This is a genomic window from Micromonospora sp. TSRI0369 (assembly GCF_001905625.1).
Lineage (GTDB): Bacteria > Actinomycetota > Actinomycetes > Mycobacteriales > Micromonosporaceae > Micromonospora > Micromonospora echinospora_A.
In genome coordinates, this window is sequence record NZ_LIVU01000002.1 from 149007 (window position 1) to 175065 (window position 26059).

Genomic DNA, 26059 nt, shown 5'->3' on the forward strand with positions numbered 1-26059 from the left:
GGGCCGGATGATCACTGTCGCCGCGATCGACGACGACCGGATGCTGCTCGACGGGCTGCGTACCTGGCTGGCACCGGTCGAGGACGTCCGCCTGGTGCAGGTCGCCGCCACGGTCGACGGCTATCTCGACCGACTCGGCGGTGCGGACGCGCCCCGGGTGGTCCTGCTCGATCTCAACCTGCGCGACGGATCCGACCCGGCGGACAACGTGGCGCGTGTCCGGGCCGGCGGCGGGCGGGTGCTGGTCGTCTCGGCGGTCCCCGACGCCGACGGCGTGCTGGCCACGATCGGTGCCGGGGCGGCCGGCTACCTCACCAAGAGCCATCCCCTGGACGTGCTGGTGGAGGCGATCCGCGAGGTGGCGTCCGGCGGGTCGGCGATCAGTCCGGAACTCGCGTTCGTACTCAGCCGCGACGCCCGCGCCGACCGGCCGCGGCTGTCCCCGCAGGAGCGCGCGGTGCTCACCGCGTACGCCTCCGGGGCCACCCTGGCGGCCGCCGCGCGCCGCGCGGGCGTGGCCTACGGGACCGCGCGCGAGTATCTGGAACGGGTCAAACGCAAGTATGCCGAGGTGGGCCGCCCGACCCGGACGAAGTTGGAGTTGGCCGACCGGGTGCGCGAGGACCGGCTCGACCTGGGTGGTCCCGGCCGCTGAGCCCGCACCTGGGCAGTATCCAGCCGGCGTCGCGTCAGCCGCGACCACGTACCAGGGGCGGGGATACCTCTCCACGATCTCGACCAGCAACCTCGTCGTGGACGGACGGACGCCGCGCATCGCGTACCCGGCGCGCAGCAGCATGCGCGCCTCGGTCAGCGCGGCTCCCGGGGCTCGCGACGGGCGTACTTGGCGCGGAACTTCTCGACCCGGCCCGCCGTGTCGAGAAGGCGTGTTGAGCGGTCGGTAGCCTCGGCGCGGTGGCGGAGGATGACTTCATGATCGGGCTGAGCCCCCTTGGACGCGCGGCGTGCGGTCCGCCGACCGGGCGTGGCAGGCCGTCGCCGGATTGGTGGCGGCCTGCCACGCGCCGCAGGTCCGGTGGGTCAGCCGGCGCGGCGCAGCCGGCCGAGCATGCCGGCGAGGTCCTGGACGAACAGTTCGTGGCGGAAGTAGTGGCCGCCCGGCACCTCGCGCCACTCGTGCGGGATGCCAGCCCGGCTGAGCGCTCGCCGGAACTCGCGCTGGCCCGCCAGTACCTGGCCCTCGTTGACCGAGTCGAACCAGTTGACCGGGTCGGGTGACGTGCCGGCCGCCAGGAAGATCCGCTTGTTGCGGTAGCTCTCGATGCGCTCCATCGGGTTGTCCGCGCTGACCCGTGCCTCGTCCCACAGGGGCGCGCCGTACACTGTGCCGCCGCCGAGGTCGAGCGCGGCCGAGGTGATGTTCGCCCAGTGCACGACCAGGCCGAAGTCGCGGCGCAGGCTGGCTGGCCCGGAGTGGGAGCTGACCGAGCAGAAGTGGCCGTAGTACTTCGCCGTGTACTTGAGGGCCCCGAAGCCGCCCATCGAGAAGCCGGCCACGGCGCGGCCGTTGTACTCGGGGAATGTGCGGAAGTTGGCCTCGATCCAGGGGAGCAACTGGGCGATGTGGAACGTCTCCCAGTTGCGCGGCCCGACATTGGTGCTGACCGGGTTGCTGTACCAGCCAGTGGAGGCGTCCGGCATGACGACGATGATCTCGCGGCCCGCGGTGAGGTTGATGATGTTGTCCTGGAGGTGGAACGTGCGGAAGTCCGCGTTGCCGCCGTGCAGCAGATACAACACCGGGTAACGCTTGCGGCTGGTGTGGTAGCCGTCGGGCAGCAGCACGTTCACCGCCGGATCCCACTCGATCGCGTCGGTGGCGAAACGGTAGTACTGCAACCGGCCGCCGTTCTCGTTGCGGTCGACGATGCGCAGGCCGTACCCGTTGACGGCTGCACTGGCCGCGGACGGCGCGGTGAAGGCGCCGGCGAGGGCGCCGGTCGCCGCGACCGCGGCGGCGCCGGTGAGCAGCCGCCGGCGGCTCACGGTGGGGGAGATGTTCCGGTCGTGCGGCATGGTTCCTCCTGGGGCTCAGAGTGTGGTTTCGCTGGTGAGGCCGAAGTAGTCGTGCCATTTGGTGCTGGGGGCGAATGTGGTGCCGGTGGAGAGTGCGACGTAGATGTCGTTTGTGGTGCTTTTGGTGAAGACGATGAGGTCGTCTTTGCCGTCGCCGTTGGTGTCGGCGAGGTAGGGGAACTCGCCGGTTAGGCAGAAGAAGTCGTGCCACTTGATCGTGGTTCCGGCGAAGGTGGTGCCGGTGGAGGTGGCGGCGTAGACGTCGGCGTCGGTGTTGCAGGTGAAGGTGACGATGTCATCCTTGCCGTCGCCGTTGATGTCGCCCACCCGGGGCTGCTCGGCGCCGACGGCGAACAGGTCGTGCCATTTCTGCGGTGCCCCGAAGCCGTTGCCGGTGGACAGGGCGACGATGACGTCGGCGGCGGTGGCGGGGCCTTGGGTGAAGGTGATGAGGTCGTCGCGGCCGTCGCCGTTGACGTCGCCGAGGGCGGGGAACTCCCCGGCGATGGAGAAGTAGTCGTGCCATTTCACGGCGGTGCCGGTGAAGGAGGTGCCGGTGGACAGGGCGACGTAGACGTCGGCGTCGGTGTCGTGGGTGAAGGTGATGATGTCGTCGCGGCCGTCGCCGTTGACGTCGCCGACGGCGGGGACTTCGGTGCCGGGGGCGAACCAGTCGTGCCATTTCGCGGATGCGGCGAAGGATGTGCCGGTGGACAGGGCGACGTGGACGTCGGCGGTGGTGCCGTGGGTGAACACGATGGCGTCGTCGCGTCCGTCGCCGTTGACGTCTCCGGTCAGGGGGGTCTCTCCGGGCAGGGCGAACCAGTCGTGCCACTTCACCGACGTGCCCGCGAACGACGAACCCGTCGACGTGGCCACATACGCGTCGGCCAGCGCACCGTGGGTGAACGCGACCACGTCGTCCCGGCCGTCACCGGTGAAATCCGTCGGCGAACCACCGAAATAGCGGGGCGCGGGCGGCGGCGGTGGCGTGCCGCAGTTGTCGCTGACCAGGAACCGCTGGTTGTACTGGCCGGGATACGGCGCGAGCGAGACGCCGTTGATCGAGATGACCTGGCCGACGCCGTTGTAGAGCTGCTCGTAGTGCACGTGCGCGCCGGAGGAGTTGCCGGTGCTGCCGGTGATCCCGATCTGCTGCCCCTGCTGCACGTAGGCGCCGTCGGGCACCGAGTAGGCGCTGAGGTGGAAGTAGTAGGTGGTCCACCCGCCGCCGTGGTCGATGACGATGTAGTTGCCGGCGCCGCTGGGCTGCGAGTAGCGCCGGGCCACTCCGGCGGCGGACGCCACCTGGGGCGTACCGCCTGTGACACCGCCGTCGGCGCGGACGAAGTCCAGCGCCTGCCGCACCTCGGCGCTGTGGTGGCTGTACGTCCACCGCTGCCCGCAGGGGAACGGTGCCTTGAAGGTGGGCGCGGCGAGTGCCGGTGACGGGGCGACCGTCACCGCGGTGAGGGTGGCCGCGGCCAGGGTGAGCAGCGCGACGAGGGCCCGCCGGGCGGGACTCGTCGGGAATCTGGGCATGCGGTGACTCCTCGTCGGAAGAGGGATGCACTGTCGGAGCGGCGCGTGGGCGTGTCGAGCCAGGGGCCGGTGTCGCCGATGGGCGGGCCCTGACAGTTCGCGTCGGAGAGAGGGGCGGCTGGCGTCCCGATCGGCGGGACGGTGGCGCTGAGGAGAAGTGAAACCGCAGACTTCGGAGCCTGTCAATACCCGACGGGGTGGTGAGTGCCGGCGGAAAACTTCCTTCAGCGTCGCTTCCGCCCGGCCTGGCTGCGCGGCGTGCAGGCCGACCCGCCGCGAAGATTCCTGCCCCGGAGGGAAAGCCGGGCGCAAGTATTGACAACCGTGGAAGCCTCGAAGTTAACTCGCCAGCAATCGATTTCTCAGACTCCTACGGCTGCTCGGAAGGGACACCGATGAGGCTTCGCATCGGCCGTTGGGCCGGCGCCGCAGCAGCCGCGCTGCTGGCCGTTGCCGTGCCCGCGACCTCGTCCGCCGCCGCGCCGGCCGCCACGTCGGCGTCCGCTCCCGCTCCCGCCGTCGCCGACGACAAGGGACCGATCGGCTGGGACGCCTACCGCCGGCTCGACCGCCTGCCGGAGCTGGCCGCCGGCACCCGTACCCACCAGTTCTCCAGCTTCGGCCGCGACGGCTCCAACGACGACGGCTTCGTCGGCACCTGGTCGTGTCTGCGTCGGAGTGGGGGATGTGTGATCGCCGAGGCACGCGGTCCGGGCGAGGTGCAGTCGATCTGGTTCACCCGCGACGACGGCAACGTCCGCGCCACCGGCTGGATCCGCGTCGAACTCGACGGCGTCGTGGTCGTCCAGGCCGACCTCCAGGACCTGGTGGACGGGCGACTCGGCAGTCCGTTCGTCGCGCCGCTCGTGAGCAACGCCGACCAGACGTCCGGCGGCGTCACGGTCAAGGTGCCCATGCCCTACCGGGAGTCCATGCGGATCACCACCCAGCACAACCCGCTGTTCCATCACGTCACCTACCGCACCTTCGCCGACGCGGCAGGGGTGTCCCGGTTCGATCCGGCCGACCCGGCCAGCGACGTGGTCGCGCTGCTGCGTGCCGCCGGCACCCGCGACCCGAAGCCGGCCCAGGCCGGCGCCACCACCATCCGCGCCACAGTCACCGCCCCGGCGCAGGGGCAGGTGTCACTGGCCGCCCTGACCGGGCCGCGCGCGATCACCGCGCTGCGGATGCGCGTACCGGACGCCGCGGCCGGGGCGCCGACGCTCGCCGGGCTGCGGCTGCGGATGACGTTCGACGGACGTACGACAGTGGACAGCCCGGTCGGCGAGTTCTTCGGCGCCGGGCTGGGTGAGCGCACCGTCCGGTCGCTGATGTTCGCCATGGACTCCGCGCCGGGCGGCTGGTACAGCGCATGGTGGCCGATGCCGTTCCGCACCGCCGCCGCCGTGACGCTCGTCAACACGACGGGCACCGCAGTCGGCGGCGTCGAGGTCGAGGTGACGTCGGCGTCCGGCGCCGAGTGGACGTCCCAGCTCGCCGCCGACGGCAGCGCCGGTTACTTCACCACCCAGTCACGCCGCGCCGAGACGGTCGGCAGCGCGGACTGGATCATCGCCGACCAGTCCGGTCGGGGCCGGTTCGTCGGCGTCTCGCAGACCATGCGGGGCCACATCATCGGCGGCAACACCCGCAACTACCTGGAGGGCGACGAGCGGGTGCACGTGGACGGCTCGCCCACGCCGCAGATCTACGGCACCGGCACCGAGGACTTCTACGAGTCGGGCTGGTACTTCAACCGTGGCGAGTACAGCGGTGTCTTCACCGGCAACACCGCGCACCTGGTCCGCGGCGGCGGATGCGCCGACGAGTGCGACGCCGCGTACCGGCTGATGATCGGCGACGCGGTGGCGTACGGCACCGCGCTGCGCTTCGGCATCGAGCACGGACCGGCCAACGACATGCCCGCCGAGTACGCCTCGACCGCGTTCCTCTACACCCAGCGCACCGTCACCACGCGCCGGACCGACGCCGTCGTCACCGGCGACGCCGCCAGCCGCGCCGCGCACGCGTACACCGACTCCGCGGCGACCCAGACCGCGCTCACCGCCGCCTTCGAGGGCGACGACGACAACGTCCCGCAGACCGGCCAGGTCCGCGCCACCACCGCCCCGGTCCGCTTCCGGCTGGCGATCGACCCGGCCAACCAGGGGGTACGGCTGCGCCGCCACGGTGACCAGGCCGGTGGCTACCAACAGGCGGCCGTTTCGGTGGACGGCACACCGGCCGGGGTGTGGCTCCAGCCGCTGGGCAACGACAGGCAGCGCTGGCTGGCCGACGAGTTCGTGCTGCCCGCGGCGCTGACGGCGGGCCGGTCGGCGGTGACCGTCCAGCTCACCCCGGCGAGCGGCGCGCCGGCCTGGACCGCCGCCCGATACCTGGCCGACAGCATGATCGCGCCGTTCACCGACACCGTCGCCCCGGCACCGGTCGCCGGTCTCACCCTGTCCGGCGGGCGCGTGCACGCGCTGGGCCTGACCTGGTCCCCCTCCACCGACGACGTCGGCGTGGTCTCCTACCGCGTCTACGTGTCCCGGAACCCGGGGGTGGCGATCACCGCCGCCAACCTGGTCGGCACCACACGTGCCACCACGTTCCGGCACGGTCCGCTGCCGGCCGCGCAGACCCGCTACTACCGGGTCGTTGCCGTCGACGGGTCGGGCAACGCCGCCGCGCCCTCGGCCGAGGTGTCGGCCATCACCCGTACCCGCAACACCAGCGACGCCAACGGCGACCGCCGCGACGACGCCGTCGACTTCACCCGCGGCGCCGGCGCCGACGTGTTCACGTCGCTCTCCGACGGCACCCGGTTCGTGCCGGACAGCCGGCCCTGGAACGACTTCTTCGCGGTCGGCGCGGAGGTGCCGCTCACCGGCGACGTCAACGGCGACGGCCGAGCGGACGTCATCACGTTCACCCGTGGCGACAGCGCCGACGTCTACGTCGGGCTCTCGACCGGCTCCGGCTACTCCGCGGGCGTCAAGTGGCACGACTTCTTCGCCGTCGGCACCGAGATCCCGGCGGTCGGCGACGTCAACGGCGACGGCCGCGCCGACATCATCACCTTCACCCGCGGCGCCGCCGCCGACGTCTATGTGGCGCTCTCCACCGGCTCCGGCTTCGGACCCGGCGTCAAGTGGCACGACCACTTCGCGCTCGGCGACGAGTTCCCGGCGGTGGGCGACGTGGACGGGGACGGGCGGGACGACATCGTGACGTTCACCAGGGGTACGACCGGCGACGTGTTCGTGTCGCTGTCCGACGGCACCCGCTTCGTGGAGGACGGCTGGAAGTGGCACGACAGCTTCGCCGCCGGCGACGAGCTGCCGGCGGTGGGCGACGTGGACGGGGACGGGCGGGACGACATCGTGACGTTCACCAGGGGTACGACCGGCGACGTGTTCGTGTCGCTCTCCGACGGGGGCCGCTTCGTGCAGAGCTCCTGGAAGTGGCACGACCACTTCGCCTTCGGCGACGAACTGCCCGGGGTGGGGGACTTCAACGGCGACGGCCGGGCCGACGTGGTCGCGTTCACCAGGGGGCTGACCGCCGACGTGTTCGTCGCGCTCTCCACCGGCGGTGGGTTCGGGCCACCGGGCAACCGCTGGCACGACCGGTTCGCCCCCGGCACCGACCTGCCCCGCCCGAGCGTGTCGTGATGCGCGCCCGGCGTGCCCTCGCGGCGCTCCTGCTCGGGGTGGCCCTGGTGGCGGTCCCGGCCGGACCGGCAGCGGCCGACGACCCGGTCCGGTTCGAGGCCGAGTCGCTCGCCGTCCTCTACGCCACCGCGCCGGTCGGCGCGCAGGCCGACTGCTGCGGGGTGAGCTGGTCCGGCGGACGGCAACTGTGGTTCCGGGGCGCCCGCGCCGGTGACGCGGTGACGCTCACGCTGCCGTCGGTGCCGGCCGGGCAGTACGACCTCGGCGCGGTCCTCACCCGGGCCGGCGACTACGGCACGCTGCGCTTCGCCGTCGACGGGGTGGCGGTGGGCCAGCTCTTCGACGGGTACGCGGGCGCGGTGCAGCGCACCGGGGCGGTGCCGCTGGGCTCGGCGTCGCTGACGGCCGGCACCCACCGCCTCACCGTCACGGTGACCGGCCGGTCCGCGTCCTCCACCGGCTTCTTCGCCGGACTGGACACGGTGACGCTGCGTCGCGTCGGCCCGCTCGCGGCGGTCACCACCACGCCGTACGAGACGCTCGGTGAGACACCGGCGCGGGGCGCGTCCACACGCGTCTACGACCCGAGCGCCGGGGAGTCGACGACCTGGTACTACAACGACCACACGCTGGTGCGGCACGAGCAGACCGGCGTGTGGCACCTGTTCGGCATCACCCACGCCGAACCCGGTGCGCCGCAGGACGAGAAGGTCTTCGGGCACGCCACCGCGCCCACCCCGACCGGCCCGTGGACGAAACGGCCGGTGGCGCTGGCCGCCGACCCCGGGGCCGGGGAGCAGTGGATCTGGGCCCCGCACGTCGTCCACCACAACGGCGTCTACCACATGTTCTACGCGGCCGGTAACCCGGACTACGCCCGGTACCGCATGCACCTGGCCACCTCGACCGACCTGTTCACCTGGACCCGAAGCTCCGCCAACCCGCTGTTCACCGACGGGTGGGAGGGCCGCGACCCGATGGTGACCCGGGTCGGCGACCGCTGGGTCATGTACTACACGGCCACGTCGAGCCCGTCCGGCGGCAACCATGTCGTGGCGTACCGGACCAGCACCGACCTGCGCTCGTGGAGCGGCCGCGCGATCGCGTACACCTCGCCGCACACCGGCCGGGCGGGCGGGCAGACGGAGTCGCCGTTCGTGGTGCGCCGGGGGGAGTGGTGGTACCTGTTCGTCTGCTGCGACGGCACCGACTACGGCGCCGCGTACCGGCGCACGGCCGTCTACCGCAGCCGCGACCCGCTGCGCTTCAACGGCGCGGAGAAGGTGACGGTGCTGGACGCGCACGCCGCCGAGGTCGTGGTGGACGGCTCGAACTGGTACCTGACCCACGCCGGCTGGGGTCAGGGCGGGCTCTGGCTGGCGCCGCTGACCTGGTCGACCGGCGTGGTGGCGCGCGGCTGGACGGTGACCACCGGTTTCCTGCGCGCCGACGTGCGCACCTGGCCCAGCGCCCGGATCGCCGAGCTGGCCGTCGACCCGGCCGGGGCCGGCAATCACCGTCCCGCGCTCGACTCGTCGCACCGGGGCACCGGGCCGTACCTCGCCGTCGGCCGGTTCGACGTGACCGACCGGGCCGGAGCGCCGGCCCGGGTCGACGTGTCCGCCGACGGCTCCCGGATCAACCTGGTCGGCATCCCGTTCGGCGACGAGCCGGTCACCGCCGACTGGCTGCTCACCGTGACGCCCCGGTGGACCGGCCCCGGGTTGCAGAGCGACGTCACCTGGTCGGTGAACGGGTGGCCGACCGCAGCGGTGTGGGAGGTGGCGTTCAACATCGACGGCGCGTCCCCGCTGGTCGGCGACCCGGCGGTGGAGGCGCGGCCGACAGGTGACGTCACCGGCATGCCCCGCTGGACGATGAGCACCGGCGACGGGCTCTCGGTGGTCGCGGCGCACCGGTGGGGATCGGCCTGGCGCGGCGACAACACCTGGTACGACGCCGGCCACGCGATGGCGGCCTGGCAGCCGCTGTGGCGCTCCGGCGGCCTGTCCTGGGCACCGGGCCAGTACGCGGGCGGCACCTGGCGTCTGACCGCGAGCGGGGTCCGGCGGGACGTGCAGTTCGCCGACGCCGCGCACACCGCGATCAACGCGATCCCGTGACCGGCGTGGACACCCGCGACGCGCCCGGCCCGAGCGGCCGGGTGGTGGTCGCGGCAACCGGAGTGGCCAAGCGGTTCGGCGGCGTGACGGCCCTCGACGGCGTCGACTTCGACGTACGGGCGGGCGAGGTGCACGCGCTGCTGGGCGAGAACGGCGCGGGCAAGTCCACCCTGATCAACATCCTCTCCGGCGTGATCACCGACTACGACGGAGAAGTCGCAGTCGACGGGACGCCGGTACGGTTCACCGGCCCGGCCGCCGCCCAGGCCGCCGGGATCGCGACCATCCACCAGGAACTCGACCTGGTGCCCGCCCTCTCGGTGGCCGACAACCTCGTGCTCGGGCGGGAGCCCCGGACCCGGCTGCGCACAGTCGACCGGCGGGCCGCGGGCCGCACCGCGCGCGAGCACCTGGACCGGCTCGGCGCGGACATCGACCCGCGCCGCCCGGTGGGCTCGCTGCGCGTCGGCGAGCAGCAACTCGTCGAGATCGCCAAGGCGCTCGCCCTGGACGCCCGCGTACTCGTCATGGACGAGCCGACGGCCGCGCTCGCCGACGGGGAGGTACGGCGGCTGTTCACCACAATCGGCGGCCTGCGCCGCCGGGGCGTCGGCGTCGTCTACATCTCCCACCGGATGGAGGAGATCGAGGTCGTCGCGGACCGCGCGACGGTGCTGCGCAACGGTTCCGTCGCCGGTGTCGTACCGGCCGGCCGGATGGACCGGCGGCGGATCGTGGCGATGATGGTCGGCGGCCGGGCCGCGTCGCTGTTCGAGCCCGCCCCGGCGGACACGGCCGGCGCTCCCGGCCCGCCGCCCGGATCCGCCGGCGGCGGCCCGCTGCTGCGTGTCACCGACCTGGCCGTGCGGCCCCGGACGCCCCGGCCCGGCCGCTGCGAGCCGGACGGCGTCAGCCTGACCGTGCGGGCCGGCGAGATCGTCGGCCTGGCCGGGCTGATGGGCGCCGGACGTACCGAACTGCTGGAGACCCTGTTCGGCGCCGGGTCCGCGGGTCGCCGCACCGGCGCGGTGCTGCTGGCCGGCCGCCCGTACGCGCCGCGTCGCCCCCGCGCGGCACTGCGGGCCGGCGTCGGCTTCGTCCCGGAGGACCGGCGCCGCTCCGCGCTCGTCCTGGACCACCCGGTCGGCCGGAGCATCGTGCTGGCCGCCCTGTCCAGGCTGACCACGGCCGGGATCGTCAGCCGACGCCGGGAACGGGCGGCCGTCGCGCGGTCGGTCACCGACCTGGCGATCAAGACGGTGTCGGCGGCCACGCCGGTCGGCGCGCTCTCCGGCGGCAACCAGCAGAAGGTGGTCTTCGCCCGGCACCTGCTCACCGAGCCGCGGCTGCTTCTGCTGGACGAGCCGACCCGCGGCGTCGACATCGGGGCGAAGGCGGAGATCTACCGGCTGCTGCGCCGGCTCGCCGGCGACGGCATGGGCATCCTGCTCGCCTCCTCGGAACTGCCCGAGCTGCTCGGTGTCTGCGACCGGGTGGTGGTGCTGCGCCGCGGCCGGGCCGTGGCCGACCTCGCCACCGGCGGCTGCACCGGCGAGGACATCCTCGCGGCCGCGATGGGCGGCCCGGCCGCCGGAAGGGACGACCGATGACCGACACCCGAGTGCCGCCGCCCGAGCCGGCCGTGACCGGGGCGCCGCCCGCCGCCGGTACGGCCGGACTGCGCGGCGCGACAGCGCACTGGCTGCGCCGGCCGCGCAGCCGCCGGGAACTCGCCGACCGGCTCTTCGCGGTGCAGAGTCTCTTCGCGCTGCTCGTGGTCTTCGTCGTGGCGATCCTCGCCTCCCCGCGCCGCGACGGCGAGATCCTCTTCCTCACCGCCAGCAACCTGGGGAACATCGTCCGCGCGGTGTCGGAGATCGGCATCATCGCGATCGGGATGACGTTCGTCGTCCTGCTGGGCGGCATCGACCTGTCGGTCGGGGCGATCCTCGGTTTGTCGGCGGTCGGCACCGCGACGCTCATGGTCGACTCCGGGCTCGGCATCCTGCCTGCCGTCGCCGCCGTGCTCGCGATCGGCGCGCTGTTCGGCGCGCTCCAGGGGTACGCCGTGGCCCGCCTCGGCATCCAGTCGTTCATCGTGACACTGGCCGGTCTCCAGGTTGCCCGGGGCATCGCCCGGATCTGGTCCGGCGGACTCGGCATCCCGATCGCCTACGGCGACGGACCCCAGGAGGCGCCGCCCGCCTTCGAACTGCTGAACGGCTCGATAAACGGCGTGTTCCCGGTGCCGGCGGTGCTGTTCGTCCTGATCGGGGTGGCCGCTGTGGTGGTGCTGCGGACGACGGCGTTCGCCCGGCACGTCTACGCGATCGGCGGCAACGAGAAGGCGGCCCGGCTCTCCGGTGTGCCGGTGACGCGGGTCAAGGTCGCCGTGTTCGCCGTCGCCGGCCTCCTGGCGGCGGTGGCCGGCGTGGTGCACGCGGGACAGCTCAACCAGGGCAGCCCGAACGACGGCGCCGGATACGAGCTGGACGCGATCGCCGCCGTCGTCATCGGCGGCACCAGCCTGGCCGGTGGCTCCGGCTCGATGGGCGGCACCCTGGCCGGCGCGCTGCTGCTCGGCATCCTCAACAACATCCTCGCACTCAACAACATCGACGCCAACGTCCAGCTGCTGATCAAAGGGCTGGTGATCGTGCTCGCGGCGGCGCTGCAGAAGCTGCGCCGCGGCATCGCCTGACCGAACCGACTCCGAGGAGCCACCCGATGGACAAGCGAACCACACTGCTCGCGCTGCTGGCCACCGGCGCGCTGGCGATCACGACGGGGTGCAGCGTCGAGAAGCCGTCCGACGACGCTGGGCAGGCCCGCGCCTGCGGCGGCGGCAAGGACTTCCTGATCGGCATGTCCCAGGCCAACAACGCCGAGCCGTACCGGCAGGTGATGAACAACGACGTGCAGACGGCGGCGAAGTCGGTGCCCGGCTTCCGCGTCGTCGTCTCCGACGCCGCGCAGGACAACAGCAAGCAGGTCGCCGACGTGGAGAACTTCCTCACCCAGAAGATCAACCTGCTGATCATCTCGCCGAACGAGGCCAAGCCGCTGACCGCTGTGGTGAAGAAGGCGTACGACCAGGGCGTGCCGGTGATCGTGCTGGACCGCAAGGTCGAGGGGGAGGCGTACACCGCGTTCATCGGCGGCGACAACGTGGCGATCGGCAAGGCGGCCGGCGAGTTCTACGCCACGACGCTGCTGCCCGACGGCGGCAAGGTGATCGAGATCGCCGGGCTACCCGGCTCGACCCCCGCCGCCGAGCGCGCGCAGGGCTTCCGCGACGGCATCGCCGCCAACCCGAAGATCCAGATCGTCGCATCCCAGCCCGGCGACTGGCTGCGGGAGAAGGGACAGTCGGTGGCGGACGCGCTGATCAAGGCCCACCCGGACGTGTCCGCGATCTACGCGCACAACGACCCGATGGCCGAGGGCGCCTACCTCGCCGCGAAGTCGGCGGGCAAGGCGCAGCGGATCAAGTTCACCGGCATCGACGCGCTGCCGGTGCCCTCCGGCGGGATCAAGGCCGTCGAGCAGGGCCGCCTCGCCGCCACGTTCCAGTACGCCACCGGCGGCCGGGAGGCGGTCGAGCTGGCCCGGAAGATCCTCGTCGACTGCGCCGAGGACGTCCCGCGTACCACCACGCTGGGCACCATGCGGATCACCAGGGAGAACGCCGCCGAGGCGTACGCGAAGCTCGGTGGCCTCTGAGCGCGGGGGCCGGGATGCGCAGCGCGAGCGTGCGGCGGGCGGCGCCGGTGGTGCTCGGCGTGGACATTGGCACGTCGAGCAGCAAGGGGGTTCTCGTCGACCCCGACGGGCGGTTGGTCCGGGCCCGGGTCCTGGAGCACCGGGTCGACCGGCCCGGCCCTGGCCGGGTCGAGATGGACGGCCGGATCTGGTGGCGGGAGTTCGTCGCCCTCAGCCGGGATCTGCTGGCTCCGGGTGACGTCCGGGTGTGCGCGGTCGGGGTGAGCGGCATGGGTCCGTGCGTGCTGCTCACCGACGCCGGCGGCACTCCACTGCGCCCGGCCGTCCTCTACGGCGTGGATACCCGCGCCGGGGAGCAGATCGAGCGGATGAACGAGCGGTTCGGCGCCGACGAGATCATCCAGCGGTGCGGGTCGGCGCTGTCCAGCCAGGCGGCGGGCCCGAAGATCGCGTGGGTGGCCGACACCGAACCGGAACTGTTCGCCCGTGCCCGCCGGCTGTTCATGCCCAGTTCGTGGCTGGCCTACCGGCTCACCGGTCGCTACCTGCTCGATCACCACTCGGCAAGCCAGTGCACGCCGTTCTACGACACCGAGGCCCAGGACTGGTACCGGCCGTGGATCGACCCGTTCGCACCCGGACTGGAGCTTCCGCCACTGTGCTGGCCCGGCGACGTGGCCGGTGAGGTGACGGCCGGGGCCGCCGCCGAGACCGGCCTGCCGGAGGGCGTTCCGGTGGTGGCGGGCACGATTGACGCCTGGTCGGAGGCGTTGAGCGTGGGTGCGCAGGGCGTGGGCGACCTGATGCTCATGTACGGCACCACCATGTTCCTCGTGCACACCGTGCCGCACCGGCTGACCAGCCCGTCGCTGTGGGGCACCGTCGGCGCGCTGCCGGGCACCCGCAACCTGGCCGGCGGGATGGCGACCTCCGGCGCGATCACCGGCTGGCTACGCGACCTGGTGGCGGGCACCGACCACACCGAGCTGCTCCGCCTCGCCGAACGCTCCGGCGCCGGTGCCCGCGGGTTGCTGATGCTGCCGTTCTTCGCCGGGGAACGCACGCCGATCCTCGATCCCCGGGCCCGCGGCCTGATCGCCGGTCTTACCCTTTCGCACGGCCCCGGCGACATCTACCGGGCGGCGCTGGAGGCGACCGGGCTGGCGGTACGGCACAACATCGAGACGATCGAGGCGGCCGGCGGCGACATCCGCCGGATCGTCGCGGTCGGCGGCGGCACCCGGGGCGGGCTCTGGACCCAGATCGTCTCCGACATCACCGGCCGGGAACAGCAGATCCCGGCGCAGACCATCGGCGCCAGCTACGGCGGCGCCTTTCTGGCCGCCCGGACCGTGATGGACGTCTCGATCGAGACGTGGAACCCGATCGCCGGGGTGCGGCGGCCACGACCCGAACCCGCCGCCGACTACGACGAGCTGTACCGGCTCTACCGCGAGCTGTACGCCGGTAGCCGATCTGTGGTTCACGCCCTTGCTGCCCGGCAGGAACGCCTGCCGGGCGCGTTCCGCTCCACCCACCGTCCGCCCGCCGAGGGAGCTGCCCCGTGACCCGTTACACACTGCCCGTGCCGGTCGAGCGCCCGGCCGCCCCGCCCCGCACCGTCTACACAGTCGCCAGCGGTGACCTGCGGCTGAGCGCGAACGTCACCTGCTGGCCCACCCAGCGGCAGCTCGAAGCCGACCTCACCGCCGCGGTCACCGCGCTCGGCTGGCACGTCCGGCGCGGTCACGACGTCGACCCGGGCAAAAGACACGGCTTCATCGACAGCCAGCGCGCCGGGATCGAGGTCTTCCGGAGCATCCCGGCCGACGTGCCGCTCGTCGTGGTGGAGGCGGTCTGGCAGTACAGCCACCACGTGCTGGCCGGGCTGCGCGCCCACCGCGGGCCGATCCTGCTGGTGGCGAACTGGAGCGGCGAGTACCCCGGCCTGGTGGGCCTGCTCAACCTCGCCGGCAGCCTCACCAAGGCGGGCGTGCGGTACTCGACGCTGTGGAGCGAGGACTTCACCGACGAGTGGGCGCGCGACGGCCTGAAGAAGTGGCTGGAGACTGGCCGGGTGACGCACGACGAGAGCCACGTACGCCCGCTGCCTGTGCTGCGGCCGGACGAGGAGGTCGAACTCGGCGTGGCGCTGGCCCGGCAGCTCGTCTCCGAGCGGGCCGTCATCGGCGTCTTCGACGAGGGCTGCATGGGCATGTACAACGCCATCATCGACGACGAGCTGCTCAACCCGCTCGGCGTCTTCAAGGAACGCCTGTCGCAGAGCGCGCTGGTGGCGGAGATGGCGCGGGTGCGCGACACCGAGGCGCGGGCGGTGCTGGCCTGGCTGGAGGCGGCCGGGATGACGTTCCACACCGGCACCGACGAGGCCACCGAGCTGACGTACGCCCAACTGCTCAGCCAGTGCCGCATGTACGTCGCCGCGCTGCGCATCGCCGACGACTTCGGCCTGGACGCCGTCGGGATCCAGTACCAGCAGGGGCTCAAGGACACCGTGCCGGCCAGCGACCTGGCCGAGGGGCTGCTGAACAACGTCGAACGCCCCCCGGTGACCAGCCGGGACGGCTCCCGGGAGCTGTACCCGGGCGTCGCGCTGCCGCACTTCAACGAGGTCGACGAGGGCGTCGCCGTGGACTCGCTGGTCACCAACCGGATCTGGACCGCGATGGGCCTGGACCCGGCGACGACGCTGCACGACATCCGCTGGGGGCAGCAGTACGGCGAGCACTTCGTCTGGGTCTTCGAGATCTCCGGTGCGGTGCCCGCGTCGCACAACGGCGGCTACGACAGGTCATACAGCATGCGTCAGCCGCCGATGTACTTCCCGCTCGGCGGCGGCACGCTCAGCGGCGTGTCGAAGCCGGGGGAGATCGTCTGGTCGCGCGTGTTCGTGATGGACGGCGGCCTGCACGTCGACCTCGGGCGCGGCACGGTGGTGGCGCTGCCCGAGGCGGAGACCCGGCGGCGGCTGGACGCCACCACACCGCAATGGCCGATCATGCACGCCGTGTTGCACGGCGTGGGCCGCGACCAGTTGATGGCCCGGCACAAGGCCAACCACGTCAACGTGGTCTACGCGCCAGACGCCGGCACCGCCGACCGCGCGCTACGGGTCAAGGCCGCCCTCTTCGCCGAGCTGGGCGTACGGGTGCACCTGTGCGGGGACGTCACGATCTGAGCGAGCCGGCGGCAGTGCCGCGCGACCGGGCACGGCCCACCGCGTGGCCCTGCCGGCCGGCCGACGGTGCCGAGCTGTCGCGTACCCGCAGCTCGGTGTGGAGCACCACTGTCGAGGGTGCCTTGGCCGGGTCGGCGATCCGCTCGACCAGCAGCGTGGCCGCGGTGCGCCCCAGGTCGTAGGTGGGCTGCGCGACGGTGCTCAGCGAGGGCCGGACCAGGTGCGCCCAGGGGATGTCGTCGAACCCGACGATGCCGAACGGGTCGGGCACGCCGATGCCGTTGTCCACGAGGCACTCGAGGGCGCCCACAGTCATCAGGTTGTTCGCCGCGAACACCGCGTCCGGCGGCTCGGCGGTCTCCAGCAGGGAGGCCATCGCGCGGTAGCCGCCCTCCTCGCGGAAGTCCGCGTACCGGATCAGGTCCTCGGTGGTCTGGCGTCCGCTCGCCTTCAGCGCCCGCTGGTAGCCCCGCAGCCGCTGCATGGCGGTGGAGATCCGGCGTGGGCCGGTGATGCAGGCGATCCGCCGGTAGCCGCTGCCCACCAGATGGGCGGTCGCCTGCTCGGCGCCGTGGGTGTTGTCCACCAGCACGGTGTCCACCTCGACGCCGCGTGGTTGCCTGTCGATCGCCACGACCGGGATGCGGGCCTGCACCAGGCGGCTGATCAGGGCCGGCCGCCCGGACGAGGAGATGATCACCCCGGCCATCCGCTCGGCCAGGGCCGCCGCCACGTAGCGGGCCTCCTTCTCCGGATCCTCGTCGCCGTTGCAGAGCACGACCGAGAAGCCGGCCTCCTGCGCGACGTCCTCGACACCGCGCACCATCGAGGTGAAGAACGGGTTCCCGATGTCGGAGATGATGACCGCCCAGAGGCTGGTCCGGCTGCGGCGCAGGCTGCGCGCGACGGCGTTCGGGCGGTAGTCGAGGTCCTGCGCGGCCTGCCGTACCCGGGCGGCCATGTCCGGGTCGACCGAGGCACGCCCGTTGAGGACGCGGGAGACGGTCGCCGGCGACACTCCCGCGCGACGCGCCACGTCGTAGATGGTCGTCATCGCGCTCCCGTCGTCGTCGCCCGGGCGCTCCGGCCCGGCCCCCGTCGGATGGTGACGTACCGGAGTGAGACCGCCACCGCGGGAGATCGCACGGAATCCTATACCCGTCCAGCAATCGATTTCCGACCGGGTCGATCGCGTCCCGCCGCCGCTATTGACATCGATGTGGGTGACTACGAGACTCGTCAGCAATCGATTTCTCGCCCGGTGCCGCTGGTCACCCCCACCCCCGAGGAGCACGGTGAGACGAAATCTGCTGGCGATGCTTGTCGCGCTCTGCACCGTCACGGCGGCCGGCGCGGCCGGCGCGCCGGCCGCCGCCGTACCGATCGGCACGCTCGCCTGCCCGTCCGTCCCGGCCACCCACGACCCCGCCGTCACCGTGATCGTCTACCGGGTGGCCCGGTCGTACAACGTCAACGACAAGGTCATGCTCTCCACCTTCGAGGCGGGCTGGGTCGAGTCCCACATGAACAACCTGCCCTGCGGCGACAAGTCCAGCCTGGGCGTGTTCCAGCAGCGCTGGGACTACGGCTGGGGCACGCCGGAGCAGATCATGGACCCGGTCTACGCCACCACGCAGTACGTCACGCGTGCGATCACCTGCGACCGCAACAACCCCGGCTACACGGCGGGCCAGGTCGCCCAGTGCGTCCAGCGATCGGGCTTCCCCGACCGGTACGACCAGGTGGCGGGGACCGCGCGCACGCTGCTCAACCAGGCGGCGCGTACCCACGGCATGGCAGGCGGCTCGTCGACGGACGTGAACGGTGACGGCCGCGACGACATCCTCACCTTCACCCAGAACGCCTCCGCCGACGTGTACGCGAGCACGTCGACCGGAACCGGCTTCGCCGGAACGTCGGTGAAGTGGAACGACTTCTTCTCCATCGGCGGGGAGACCGCGTCGACGGGCGACGTCAACGGTGACGGCCGCGACGACATCGTCACGTTCGCGCACGGCAACACCGGCGACGTGTACGTGGCGCTGTCGAACGGGTCGGCGTTCGCGTCGCCGGGCCGGTGGCACGACTGGTTCGCCCCCGGCGCGGAGATCGCCGCCGTCGGTGACGTCAACGGCGACGGCAGGGACGACATCGTCGCGTTCACGCACAACGCGACGGCGGACGTCTACGTGGCGTTGTCAACCGGGTCGTCGTTCTCGGGCACCGCCGTGAAATGGCACGACTACTTCTCCATCGCCGGGGAGTTCCCCGCCCTCGGCGACGTCAACGGCGACGGCCGCGACGACCTCATCACCTTCACCCAAGGCCCCGCCACCGCCGCCGACGTCATCGTCGCCCTGTCCACCGGCAACGGCTTCGGGGCACCGCAGAAATGGCACGACCTGTTCGCCGTCGGCGCCGAGCAGCCCCGGGTGGGCGACATCAACGGCGACGGCAAGGATGACATCGTCACCTTCACCTGCAACACCGACGCCGACGTCTACGCCGCCACCTCCACCGGCACCACCTTCGCCGGAACCACGATCAAGTGGCACGACTTCTTCTGCCTAACCGGCGAGTTCCCCTACCTCGCCGACACCAACGGCGACGGCAAAGACGACCTCATCGTCTTCACCAAGGGCGCCACGAACGACGTCTACGTGGCCCTGTCCACCGGCACCACGTTCGGTGCCAGCAGCAAATGGCACGACTACTTCGGCCTCACCGGTGAGGTGACGCTGTGACGCCAGGATGGGAGGCCCCCGTGGCCGGAACACGACGGAGACGGCGGCGCGCCGGCGTCGCCCTGCTGGTGGCGGCGCTCGCCGGCGCGGTCGCGGTGCAGCCCGCGCCGGTGTCCGCGACGCCGCCGGGCCGTACCGCGCTGGACGCCGCCTTCGTGCGGGCGGCGCAGGAGTACGACGTGCCCCGGGACGTCCTGGTAGCGGTCGGCTACGGCGAGTCCCGCCTGGACGGGCACGGCGGCGAGCCGAGCCAGGCCAACGGCTACGGGGTGATGCACCTGGTGAGCAACCCGGTCCGGCACAGCCTGGAACGGGCGGCGGCGTTGACCGGTGAGCCGGTCGCGCGTCTGAAGACCGTCACGCCGGCGAACATCCGCGGCGGCGCGGCAGTGCTGCGCGAGCTGGCCGACGCCGAGGGGCTGACCGCGCGGGACCGGGACCGGGTCACCGCCTGGTATCCGGTGGTGGCGCGGTACGGCGGCGCGGCCGACGACGCCACCGCCCGCCTGTACGCGGACGGGATCTACGAGCTGGTGCAGCAGGGCATCCCAGGCGCGGTGCCGGTCCGGGCGTACCGGGTCGAGCCGGAGCGCGGCCGCTACGCCGCGGTTCCCCCCGCCGGCACGGCGCCCCGTACGCTCGCAGCCGTGCCGGAGTATCCGGCGGCGCGGTGGGTCGCCGCGAACGGCGCGAACTACGGCATCGGGCGGTCCAGCCGGATCACCACTGTGATCCTCCACGTCACCCAGGGCTCGTACGCCGGGACGGTCAGCTGGTTCCAGAGCCCGTCGTCCGGCGTCAGCGCCCACTACGTGGTGAAGTCCAGCAACGGCGAGATCACCCAGATGGTCCGCGAGGGCGACACCGCGTACCACGCCCGGTCCGGCAACGCGTACGGCGTCGGCATCGAGCACGAGGGGTACGTCGACAACCCGGCCTGGTTCACCGACGCGATGTACCGTTCCTCGGCCGCGCTGACCCGCTACCTGTGCGACAAGTACGGCATCCCGAAGAACCGCACCGGCATCAAGGGGCACAACGAGATCCCGGGTAACGACCACACCGACCCGGGACCGAACTGGAACTGGAACTACTACCTCTCGCTGGTGAACCAGGGTGGCGGGGGCCCGACCGCCCGCTATTTCGGTGGTTCGCCGACGGATTTCACCGGTGACGGCCGGGACGACGTGGTCGCGTTCACCCACGGTGCGCTGGCCGACGCGTATGTGGCCACGTCGACGGGTTCGTCGTTCGCGGGCACGTCGGTGAAGTGGCACGACTGGTTCGCCCTGCCCGGAGAGACCCCCCTGACCGGCGACGTCAACGGCGACGGACGCGACGACGCCATCGTGTTCACCCACGGCACCACCGCCGACGTCCACGTCGCCCTGTCCACCGGCACATCCTTCGCCGCATCCGCGAAATGGCACGACTGGTTCGCCCCCGGCACCGAAGTCCCCGCCGTCGGCGACGTCAACGGCGACGGCCGCGACGACATCATCACCTTCACCCACGACACCGACGCCGACGTCTACGTCGCCCTGTCCACCGGCACCTCCTTCACCGGCACCGCCGTGAAATGGCACGACTACTTCTCCATCGCCGGGGAGTTCCCCGCCCTCGGCGACGTCAACGGCGACGGCCGCGACGACCTCATCACCTTCACCCAAGGCCCCGCCACCGCCGCCGACGTCATCGTCGCCCTGTCCACCGGCAACGGCTTCGGGGCACCGCAGAAATGGCACGACCTGTTCGCCGTCGGCGCCGAGCAGCCCCGGGTGGGCGACATCAACGGCGACGGCAAGGATGACATCGTCACCTTCACCTGCAACACCGACGCCGACGTCTACGCCGCCACCTCCACCGGCACCACCTTCGCCGGAACCACGATCAAGTGGCACGACTTCTTCTGCCTAACCGGCGAGTTCCCCTACCTCGCCGACACCAACGGCGACGGCAAAGACGACCTCATCGTCTTCACCAAAAGCACCACAAACGACATCTACGTCGCACTCTCCACCGGCACCACCTTCGCCCCCAGCACCAAATGGCACGACTACTTCGGCCTCACCAGCGAAACCACACTCTGAGCCCGACGGCGAGCGACGCCGGCCCGGATCGGGACCGGCGTCGCTCGCCGTCCACCTACCGCTCCACCACGTTGCGCGAGCTGGAGGCAGGCCTGACCGACGGGCTGGCCTTCGCTGCCGCGCTCACGTTGCTGGTCGTGGCGGGCTGTCGCGGTGCGGCTGCGGCAGCGGCGTCACCTGCGCCTGGCCACCTGACCGGCGGGGACGTGGGCGGAACCCGGGGAGACGATCGCGGTCAGGCCGGCGGTGGACAGCGTCGCCCCGCCCAGGTCGAGGCGTCCACCGGCCGGGTCCCGCGATTCCGGGACCAGTAGCCGGCCGGCGAGCAGGCAGATCACCACGATCGGGACGTTCACCAGGAAGATTGCACCCCAGGGCAGGTGAGCCAGGACGAGTCCGCCGATTGGTGGCCCGGCGGCGAAGCCCAGCGCACTGGTCGCCGCCCAGATGCCGATCGCCGGGGACCAGCAACAACATCTTCCCGCTCGTCCCCGGCGTGGACGGCGTGGTACGCGACGAGAAGGGCAACGTCCGCTGCGTGGTCCTGCACGATACGCCCCTTGGAACCTTCGCCGAACGCACCCTGATCGACCCTCGCGCAGCGTGGTTCTACCCGACGGCGTGGACCCGGTGCGGATCGCCACCGCCATGAACCCGGGCGATGTCATCCTGGATCGCGCTGACGCGCCGCATCAACTTCACCGCGGGCCAGCGCGTCCTTGTCCTCGGCGCCGTCGGCAACGCAGGTCGGATGGCGATCCAGATCGCGAAGTACCGTGCTCGCTCGTCGAGCTCTTCGACGTCTGCATCGCCGGCCTCATGCCCACGACCGAGGAGCCGGTCGCCGGCGGACGTGGCCTCGCACCTGCGCTCACGTATTGCTGCTCAGCCTCAGCCACGGCGCTCACTGTCGATCACGTGCCCTCGCCCAGCCACCGCGCACGAGAAAGGAGCCGGATGGGTTGCGGGCCGACAGCCACGCCGAGGCCGGTCCGGCGCGTCGGATTTCCCACAGCGGGTGCCCGGACCGGATCCGCGGCGAGCGCGGGCCGTTATGGTGGGGACGCCGTGGTGTTCGGGAAGCCGGTGTGATGCCGGCGCGGCCCTCGCCACTGTGATCGGGAGACCGTCGGCCCTCGTCGTTTCGCGAGGTCACTGGGCAGAGATGCCTGGGAAGGCCGGCCGGCGGTTGCTTGTCCCGTCAGCCAGGAGACCGGCCACGGCACGTTCGTCCCCGTCCACGAGGTGTTGGAAGGCGGTCCCGCTGTGCGGTTCCCCATGCCCTGGCGCGTTGCCGCGCCGTTGTTGCTGTCCACTGTGCTGCTCACCGGCTGCGGCGCCGATGCCAAGCCTGCTGCCGCACCACCGGCGGTGTCCGCTGGACCGGTCGCGGTGACCAACTGCGGCACCCCGGTGACCATCGCGGCGCCACCGATGCGGGTCGTCACCATGAACCAGGCCGCCACGGAGATCATGCTGGCCCTGGGCCTGCAAGATCGGATGATCGGCACGGCCTACCTCGACGACGCGATCCTGCCCGCCTACGCGGACGCCTACGCGAAGATCCCGGTGCTGGCCAAGGAGTACCCGACCAAGGAGAAGCTGCTCGAGGCTGAACCCGATTTCGTGTACGCGTCGTACAACAGCGCGTTCGGTGACGAGGGGGTCGGTGACCGCGCCGACTGGCAGAAACTCGGCGTCGGCACCTACATCTCCCCTGCCGGGTGCCCGGCGCAGACCCGGCAGGCGAAGCTCGCCATCGGCGACGTGTTCACCGAGATCCGCGAGCTCGCGGCGATCTTCGGGGTGAGCGACCGCGGCGAGAAGCTGATCGCCGACCACGAGGGCCGCATCGCCACGGCCGCAGGCACCGCCCGCAACGTGAAGGTCATGTGGTGGGACGGCGGCAGCGACGCCCCGAGCGTCGGCGCCTGCTGCGGCGCCCCCAACATGATCATGTCGGCGGCCGGGGTCACCAACGCCTTCGCCGACCTCACCGGCAGCTGGGGCGACACAAGCTGGGAGACCGTCACCGACCGCAACCCCGAGGTCATCGTGCTCGTCGACGCGAGCTGGGATCCCGCCGCGCAGAAGAAGACCTTCCTCGCCGGGCACCGCACCCTCAAGGACCTGCCCGCGGTCAAACAGCAGTGGTACGTGGTGATCCCGTTCTCGTCAACCACGGCCGGTGTCCGCAACGTCCTCGGCGTCGAAGCCCTCGCCCAGGGCATCGCCGCGCTGCCGTCCGGGGTCCCGAGCTGACCGCCGTCACCACCCGGCCCGCCCCGGTGCGCACCCACCGCCCGGTGCGGGCGGTCGGCCTGGCCGCGCTCGTGCTGGCTCTGGTCGCCGGTCTGGTGCTGTCGGTGGCCGTCGCGGTCACCATCGGCCCGGCCGACCTGACTGTCGGGACGGTGTGGACGGTCGTCGCCGGCCACCTGGGACTCGCGAACTCGGACGTGCCGCTGCTGCGCGACCACATCGTCTGGGACCTACGTTTGCCCCGGGTTCTCGGCGCCGCCACGGTGGGGGCGGGCCTGGCCGCGGCCGGTGCGGTCATGCAGACCGTCACCCGCAATCCCCTGGCGGACCCGTACCTGCTCGGGGTCTCCTCAGGGGCGTCGCTGGGCGCGGTCCTGGTGGTCGTGGCCGGCATCGGTAGTGGCGTAGCCGCGCTGACCGGCGGCGCCTTCCTCGGCGCCCTTGTCGCGTTCCTGCTGGTCGTGGGCCTGGCCGGGAGGTTCGGGGCATTGTCGCCGACGCGCGTGGTGCTGACCGGGGTCGCGGTGGGACAACTGTGCGCGGCACTGACCTCTTTCGTGATCATCTGGGTGGCCGACCCGCACGCCACGCAGAGCATCACGTTCTGGCTGTCCGGGTCAATGGCCCGCGCCGACTGGACGGCCCTGGGCTGGGCGGTACCGGTGCTGGTCGTGGTGCTGGCGGTGGTCGGCTGGCACGCCCGTACCCTCAACGCCTTCGCCTTCGGTGAGGAGGCCGCCGCGAGCCTCGGCGTCGAGGTGAACCGGCTGCGGTGGCTGCTGCTGGTCGGCACCGCCCTGCTGACCGCCGTGCTGGTCGCGGTCAGCGGCGCGATCGGGTTCGCCGGGCTGATCCTCCCGCACGCCGCCCGCCTGATCACCGGACCGGACCACCGGCGGCTGCTACCGGTCGCCGTGCTCGCCGGCGCCATCTTCCTGACCTGGGTCGACACCGCCGCCCGCACCGTCTTCGAACCGCGTGAGCTGCCGGTCGGGGTGCTGACGGCACTGGTCGGGGTGCCGGCGTTCTTCCTGATCCTGCGCCGCCGGGAGGTACGCGGCTGATGCTTCAGATCTCCGACGTCTCGTGGGCGGTGCCCGCCGCCCGCATCCTCGACCACGTCACCGGCACCGTCCCGGCGGGCAGCCTGGTCGGGCTGCTCGGCCCGAACGGCTCCGGCAAGACCACCCTGCTGCGGGCCGTCGCCGCCCTGGTGCGCCCGGATACCGGCAACATCACACTCGCAGGCGACGACGTGACTCGGCTGCGGCGCCTTGCCCTGGCCCGGCGCATCGCGTTGCTGGCCCAGCACGCCGAGACCGACCTCGACCTGACCGTCCGCGACGTGGTCCTGCTCGGCCGCATCCCGCACCGCCGGACCCGCTGGTCCGACACCGGCAGCGACCATGCCGCCGCGGTCGAGGCACTGGGCCGGGTCGACCTGGCCGGGTTCGCCGACCGTAAGTGGCAGACCCTGTCCGGTGGGGAACGCCAGCGCGTCCAGCTCGCCCGCGCGCTGGCCCAGGAGCCGGAACTGCTGCTGCTCGACGAACCCACCAACCACCTCGACATCGGCCACCAGCTTCAGCTGCTGCACCTGGTCCGCCGATCGCAGGTCACCGCCCTCGCCGCGCTGCACGACCTCAACCTGGCCGTCATGTTCTGCGACACCGTCGTCGTGCTGCACCACGGCCGGGTCGTCGCCGCGGGACCACCCGCACGGGTGCTCACCCCGGCGCTGCTCGCCGACGTGTACGGCGTCGACGCAGACGTGCGGGTTCACGACGGGCGGACCGTCATTGAGTTCCGGCCGCCGTCATGACCCGGCACGTGCTGCCGGTGCCCGGTCGGTCACCCACCACGCTGGCCACGACACGATCCACCAGCTCGCCGAGCAGATGGCCGCGCGTCTGGGCGTATTCGTGCACAGGTGTTTCCTCGACGGCGCGAAACCGTTTGCTGCACGCGGCGCTCGACGCGGCCACCGGTTCACTGGTCGGACGTGACCCGGCGGTTCGACGCGCCCCGCGCCGGCAACCCGATCATCCTGGCACGATGACCGAGGCCGGCGCTGGGCCGGCGTTCCTCGCGGCGCAGCAGGCGGCGGGAGTCATTGCGGCCAGACACCGCGGTGCCTTCGCCGGCGCCGAGGAACTGCTGGGCGCCATCGGCGACGAGACCGTGCGCACCCGGGTTTCATGCTGCTCGCCGAACTCGCCCTTGGCCCTGGTCCAGTCACAGACAGGGCAGAGCATGGACGAACTCGTCCATGAGGTCACGTTGCTGATGGCCGAAGTGGTGGGCAGCGTCGGACACCAGCCCGGGCTGGACCTCGCCCACGCCGAGCCCGGCGGTCCGGCGGATGGACAGCAGGCGATACTGGGGCGGTGGAAGGACAGGCTCGCCGAACCGGGCGGCTCATGGTGGCGGGCACGACGTCGGACGCGGGCAAGAGCCGGGTGACGACCGCGTTGTGCCGGGCGTTCGCACGGCGCGGTGTTCGGGTCGCTCCGTTCAAGGCACGGAACATGGCGAACAATTCGATGGCGTGTGCGGGTGGGGCGGAGATCGGCCATGCTCAGTGGGTGCAGGCGCTGGCGGCGGGCGCAGAGCCGGCCCGGCAGGCCCGGCTGGATCTGCTCGCCGACCTGGCGGAGAA

At 72.0% G+C, this 26059-nt stretch carries 16 protein-coding genes, 4 pseudogenes and 1 riboswitch; of the genes and pseudogenes, 15 read left to right on the plus strand and 5 right to left on the minus strand.

Features of this window, described 5'->3' with window-relative positions; translation table 11 throughout:
- Positions 1–7 precede the first annotated feature (7 nt).
- Positions 8–655 (plus strand): response regulator, encoded by a 648-nt coding sequence (locus AMK25_RS06000; protein WP_069089884.1) that lies wholly within the window; start codon positions 8–10, stop codon positions 653–655.
- Between the two features lie 155 nt (positions 656–810).
- Here AMK25_RS06000 and AMK25_RS33035 read toward each other — a convergent pair.
- From AMK25_RS33035 to AMK25_RS31505, 3 genes and pseudogenes are all read right to left on the minus strand, one after another.
- Positions 811–888, minus strand: a pseudogene (locus AMK25_RS33035) (type B 50S ribosomal protein L31); the annotation flags it as partial.
- 153 nt (positions 889–1041) lie between these two features.
- Positions 1042–2037 carry an alpha/beta hydrolase gene (locus tag AMK25_RS06005; RefSeq protein ID WP_043325481.1) on the minus strand — a complete coding sequence of 332 codons (996 nt, stop codon included), beginning with the start codon at positions 2035–2037 and terminating at the stop codon, positions 1042–1044.
- A gap of 15 nt (positions 2038–2052) precedes the next feature.
- Positions 2053–3579, minus strand: a complete 1527-nt coding sequence (locus tag AMK25_RS31505; protein ID WP_198937457.1) for a VCBS repeat domain-containing M23 family metallopeptidase — start codon at positions 3577–3579, stop codon at positions 2053–2055.
- A gap of 395 nt (positions 3580–3974) precedes the next feature.
- Here AMK25_RS31505 and AMK25_RS31820 point away from each other — a divergent pair, with 395 nt between their 5' ends.
- Genes AMK25_RS31820 through AMK25_RS06050 form a run of 7 tightly spaced genes read left to right on the plus strand, consistent with a single transcriptional unit; the run spans position 3975 to position 16304 of the window.
- Positions 3975–7259: a DUF2961 domain-containing protein gene (locus tag AMK25_RS31820; protein WP_143194695.1), complete on the plus strand. Its 3285-nt coding sequence runs from the start codon at positions 3975–3977 to the stop codon at positions 7257–7259.
- Complete coding sequence (locus AMK25_RS06025) at positions 7259–9382, plus strand: family 43 glycosylhydrolase (protein WP_073827187.1); 2124 nt, start codon at positions 7259–7261, stop codon at positions 9380–9382. The genes AMK25_RS31820 and AMK25_RS06025 overlap by 1 nt, the downstream gene beginning before the upstream one ends.
- On the plus strand, positions 9379–10992 hold the full coding sequence (locus tag AMK25_RS06030; RefSeq protein ID WP_073827188.1) for a sugar ABC transporter ATP-binding protein: 1614 nt from the start codon (positions 9379–9381) through the stop codon (positions 10990–10992). The genes AMK25_RS06025 and AMK25_RS06030 overlap by 4 nt, the downstream gene beginning before the upstream one ends.
- Positions 10989–12083, plus strand: coding sequence for an ABC transporter permease (locus AMK25_RS06035; RefSeq protein WP_198937458.1), 1095 nt, complete (start codon positions 10989–10991; stop codon positions 12081–12083). The genes AMK25_RS06030 and AMK25_RS06035 overlap by 4 nt, the downstream gene beginning before the upstream one ends.
- Before the next feature lie 26 nt (positions 12084–12109).
- The gene (locus tag AMK25_RS06040; RefSeq protein WP_073827189.1) at positions 12110–13105 is read left to right on the plus strand and encodes a substrate-binding domain-containing protein; all 996 of its coding nucleotides are present in this window, start codon (positions 12110–12112) and stop codon (positions 13103–13105) included.
- A 14-nt stretch (positions 13106–13119) separates the two neighbouring features.
- On the plus strand, positions 13120–14673 hold the full coding sequence (locus AMK25_RS06045; RefSeq protein WP_051611156.1) for an FGGY-family carbohydrate kinase: 1554 nt from the start codon (positions 13120–13122) through the stop codon (positions 14671–14673).
- Positions 14670–16304 carry a fucose isomerase gene (locus AMK25_RS06050; protein ID WP_043325476.1) on the plus strand — a complete coding sequence of 545 codons (1635 nt, stop codon included), beginning with the start codon at positions 14670–14672 and terminating at the stop codon, positions 16302–16304. Before AMK25_RS06045 ends, AMK25_RS06050 begins: the two co-directional genes overlap by 4 nt.
- On the opposite strand, the gene AMK25_RS06055 is transcribed toward AMK25_RS06050, so the two are convergent.
- A complete protein-coding gene (locus AMK25_RS06055) occupies positions 16294–17358 on the minus strand; it encodes a LacI family DNA-binding transcriptional regulator (protein ID WP_013476124.1) in 1065 nt (354 codons plus the stop codon). The genes AMK25_RS06050 and AMK25_RS06055 overlap by 11 nt on opposite strands.
- A 241-nt stretch (positions 17359–17599) precedes the next feature.
- Here AMK25_RS06055 and AMK25_RS06060 point away from each other — a divergent pair, with 241 nt between their 5' ends.
- Both AMK25_RS06060 and AMK25_RS06065 read left to right on the plus strand, forming a co-directional pair.
- Positions 17600–19048 (plus strand): FG-GAP repeat domain-containing protein, encoded by a 1449-nt coding sequence (locus AMK25_RS06060; protein ID WP_073827190.1) that lies wholly within the window; start codon positions 17600–17602, stop codon positions 19046–19048.
- Positions 19049–19068: 20 nt separating this feature from the next.
- The gene (locus tag AMK25_RS06065; protein WP_073827191.1) at positions 19069–21138 is read left to right on the plus strand and encodes an N-acetylmuramoyl-L-alanine amidase; all 2070 of its coding nucleotides are present in this window, start codon (positions 19069–19071) and stop codon (positions 21136–21138) included.
- Positions 21139–21362: 224 nt separating this feature from the next.
- On the opposite strand, the pseudogene AMK25_RS06070 reads toward AMK25_RS06065, so the two are convergent.
- Positions 21363–21602: pseudogene (locus AMK25_RS06070) on the minus strand (MFS transporter); the annotation flags it as partial.
- 588 nt (positions 21603–22190) lie between these two features.
- A riboswitch (cobalamin riboswitch) is annotated at positions 22191–22374 on the plus strand.
- Positions 22375–22416: 42 nt separating this feature from the next.
- Between AMK25_RS06070 and AMK25_RS06075 the strand changes: the two are divergent.
- The 5 genes and pseudogenes from AMK25_RS06075 to AMK25_RS32640 form a co-directional block, all read left to right on the plus strand.
- Positions 22417–23400, plus strand: coding sequence for an ABC transporter substrate-binding protein (locus tag AMK25_RS06075; RefSeq protein ID WP_069088814.1), 984 nt, complete (start codon positions 22417–22419; stop codon positions 23398–23400).
- Between the two features lie 26 nt (positions 23401–23426).
- Entirely contained in the window at positions 23427–24464 is a 1038-nt protein-coding gene (locus AMK25_RS06080; protein ID WP_073827192.1) for a FecCD family ABC transporter permease, read from the plus strand.
- Positions 24464–24971: pseudogene (locus AMK25_RS06085) on the plus strand (ABC transporter ATP-binding protein); the annotation flags it as partial. The gene AMK25_RS06080 and the pseudogene AMK25_RS06085, both read left to right, overlap by 1 nt.
- 484 nt (positions 24972–25455) lie before the next feature.
- Positions 25456–25863: a hypothetical protein gene (locus AMK25_RS32635; protein WP_069088813.1), complete on the plus strand. Its 408-nt coding sequence runs from the start codon at positions 25456–25458 to the stop codon at positions 25861–25863.
- Positions 25821–26015: pseudogene (locus AMK25_RS32640) on the plus strand (nucleotide-binding protein); the annotation flags it as partial. The gene AMK25_RS32635 and the pseudogene AMK25_RS32640, both read left to right, overlap by 43 nt.
- Positions 26016–26059: the final 44 nt, after the last annotated feature.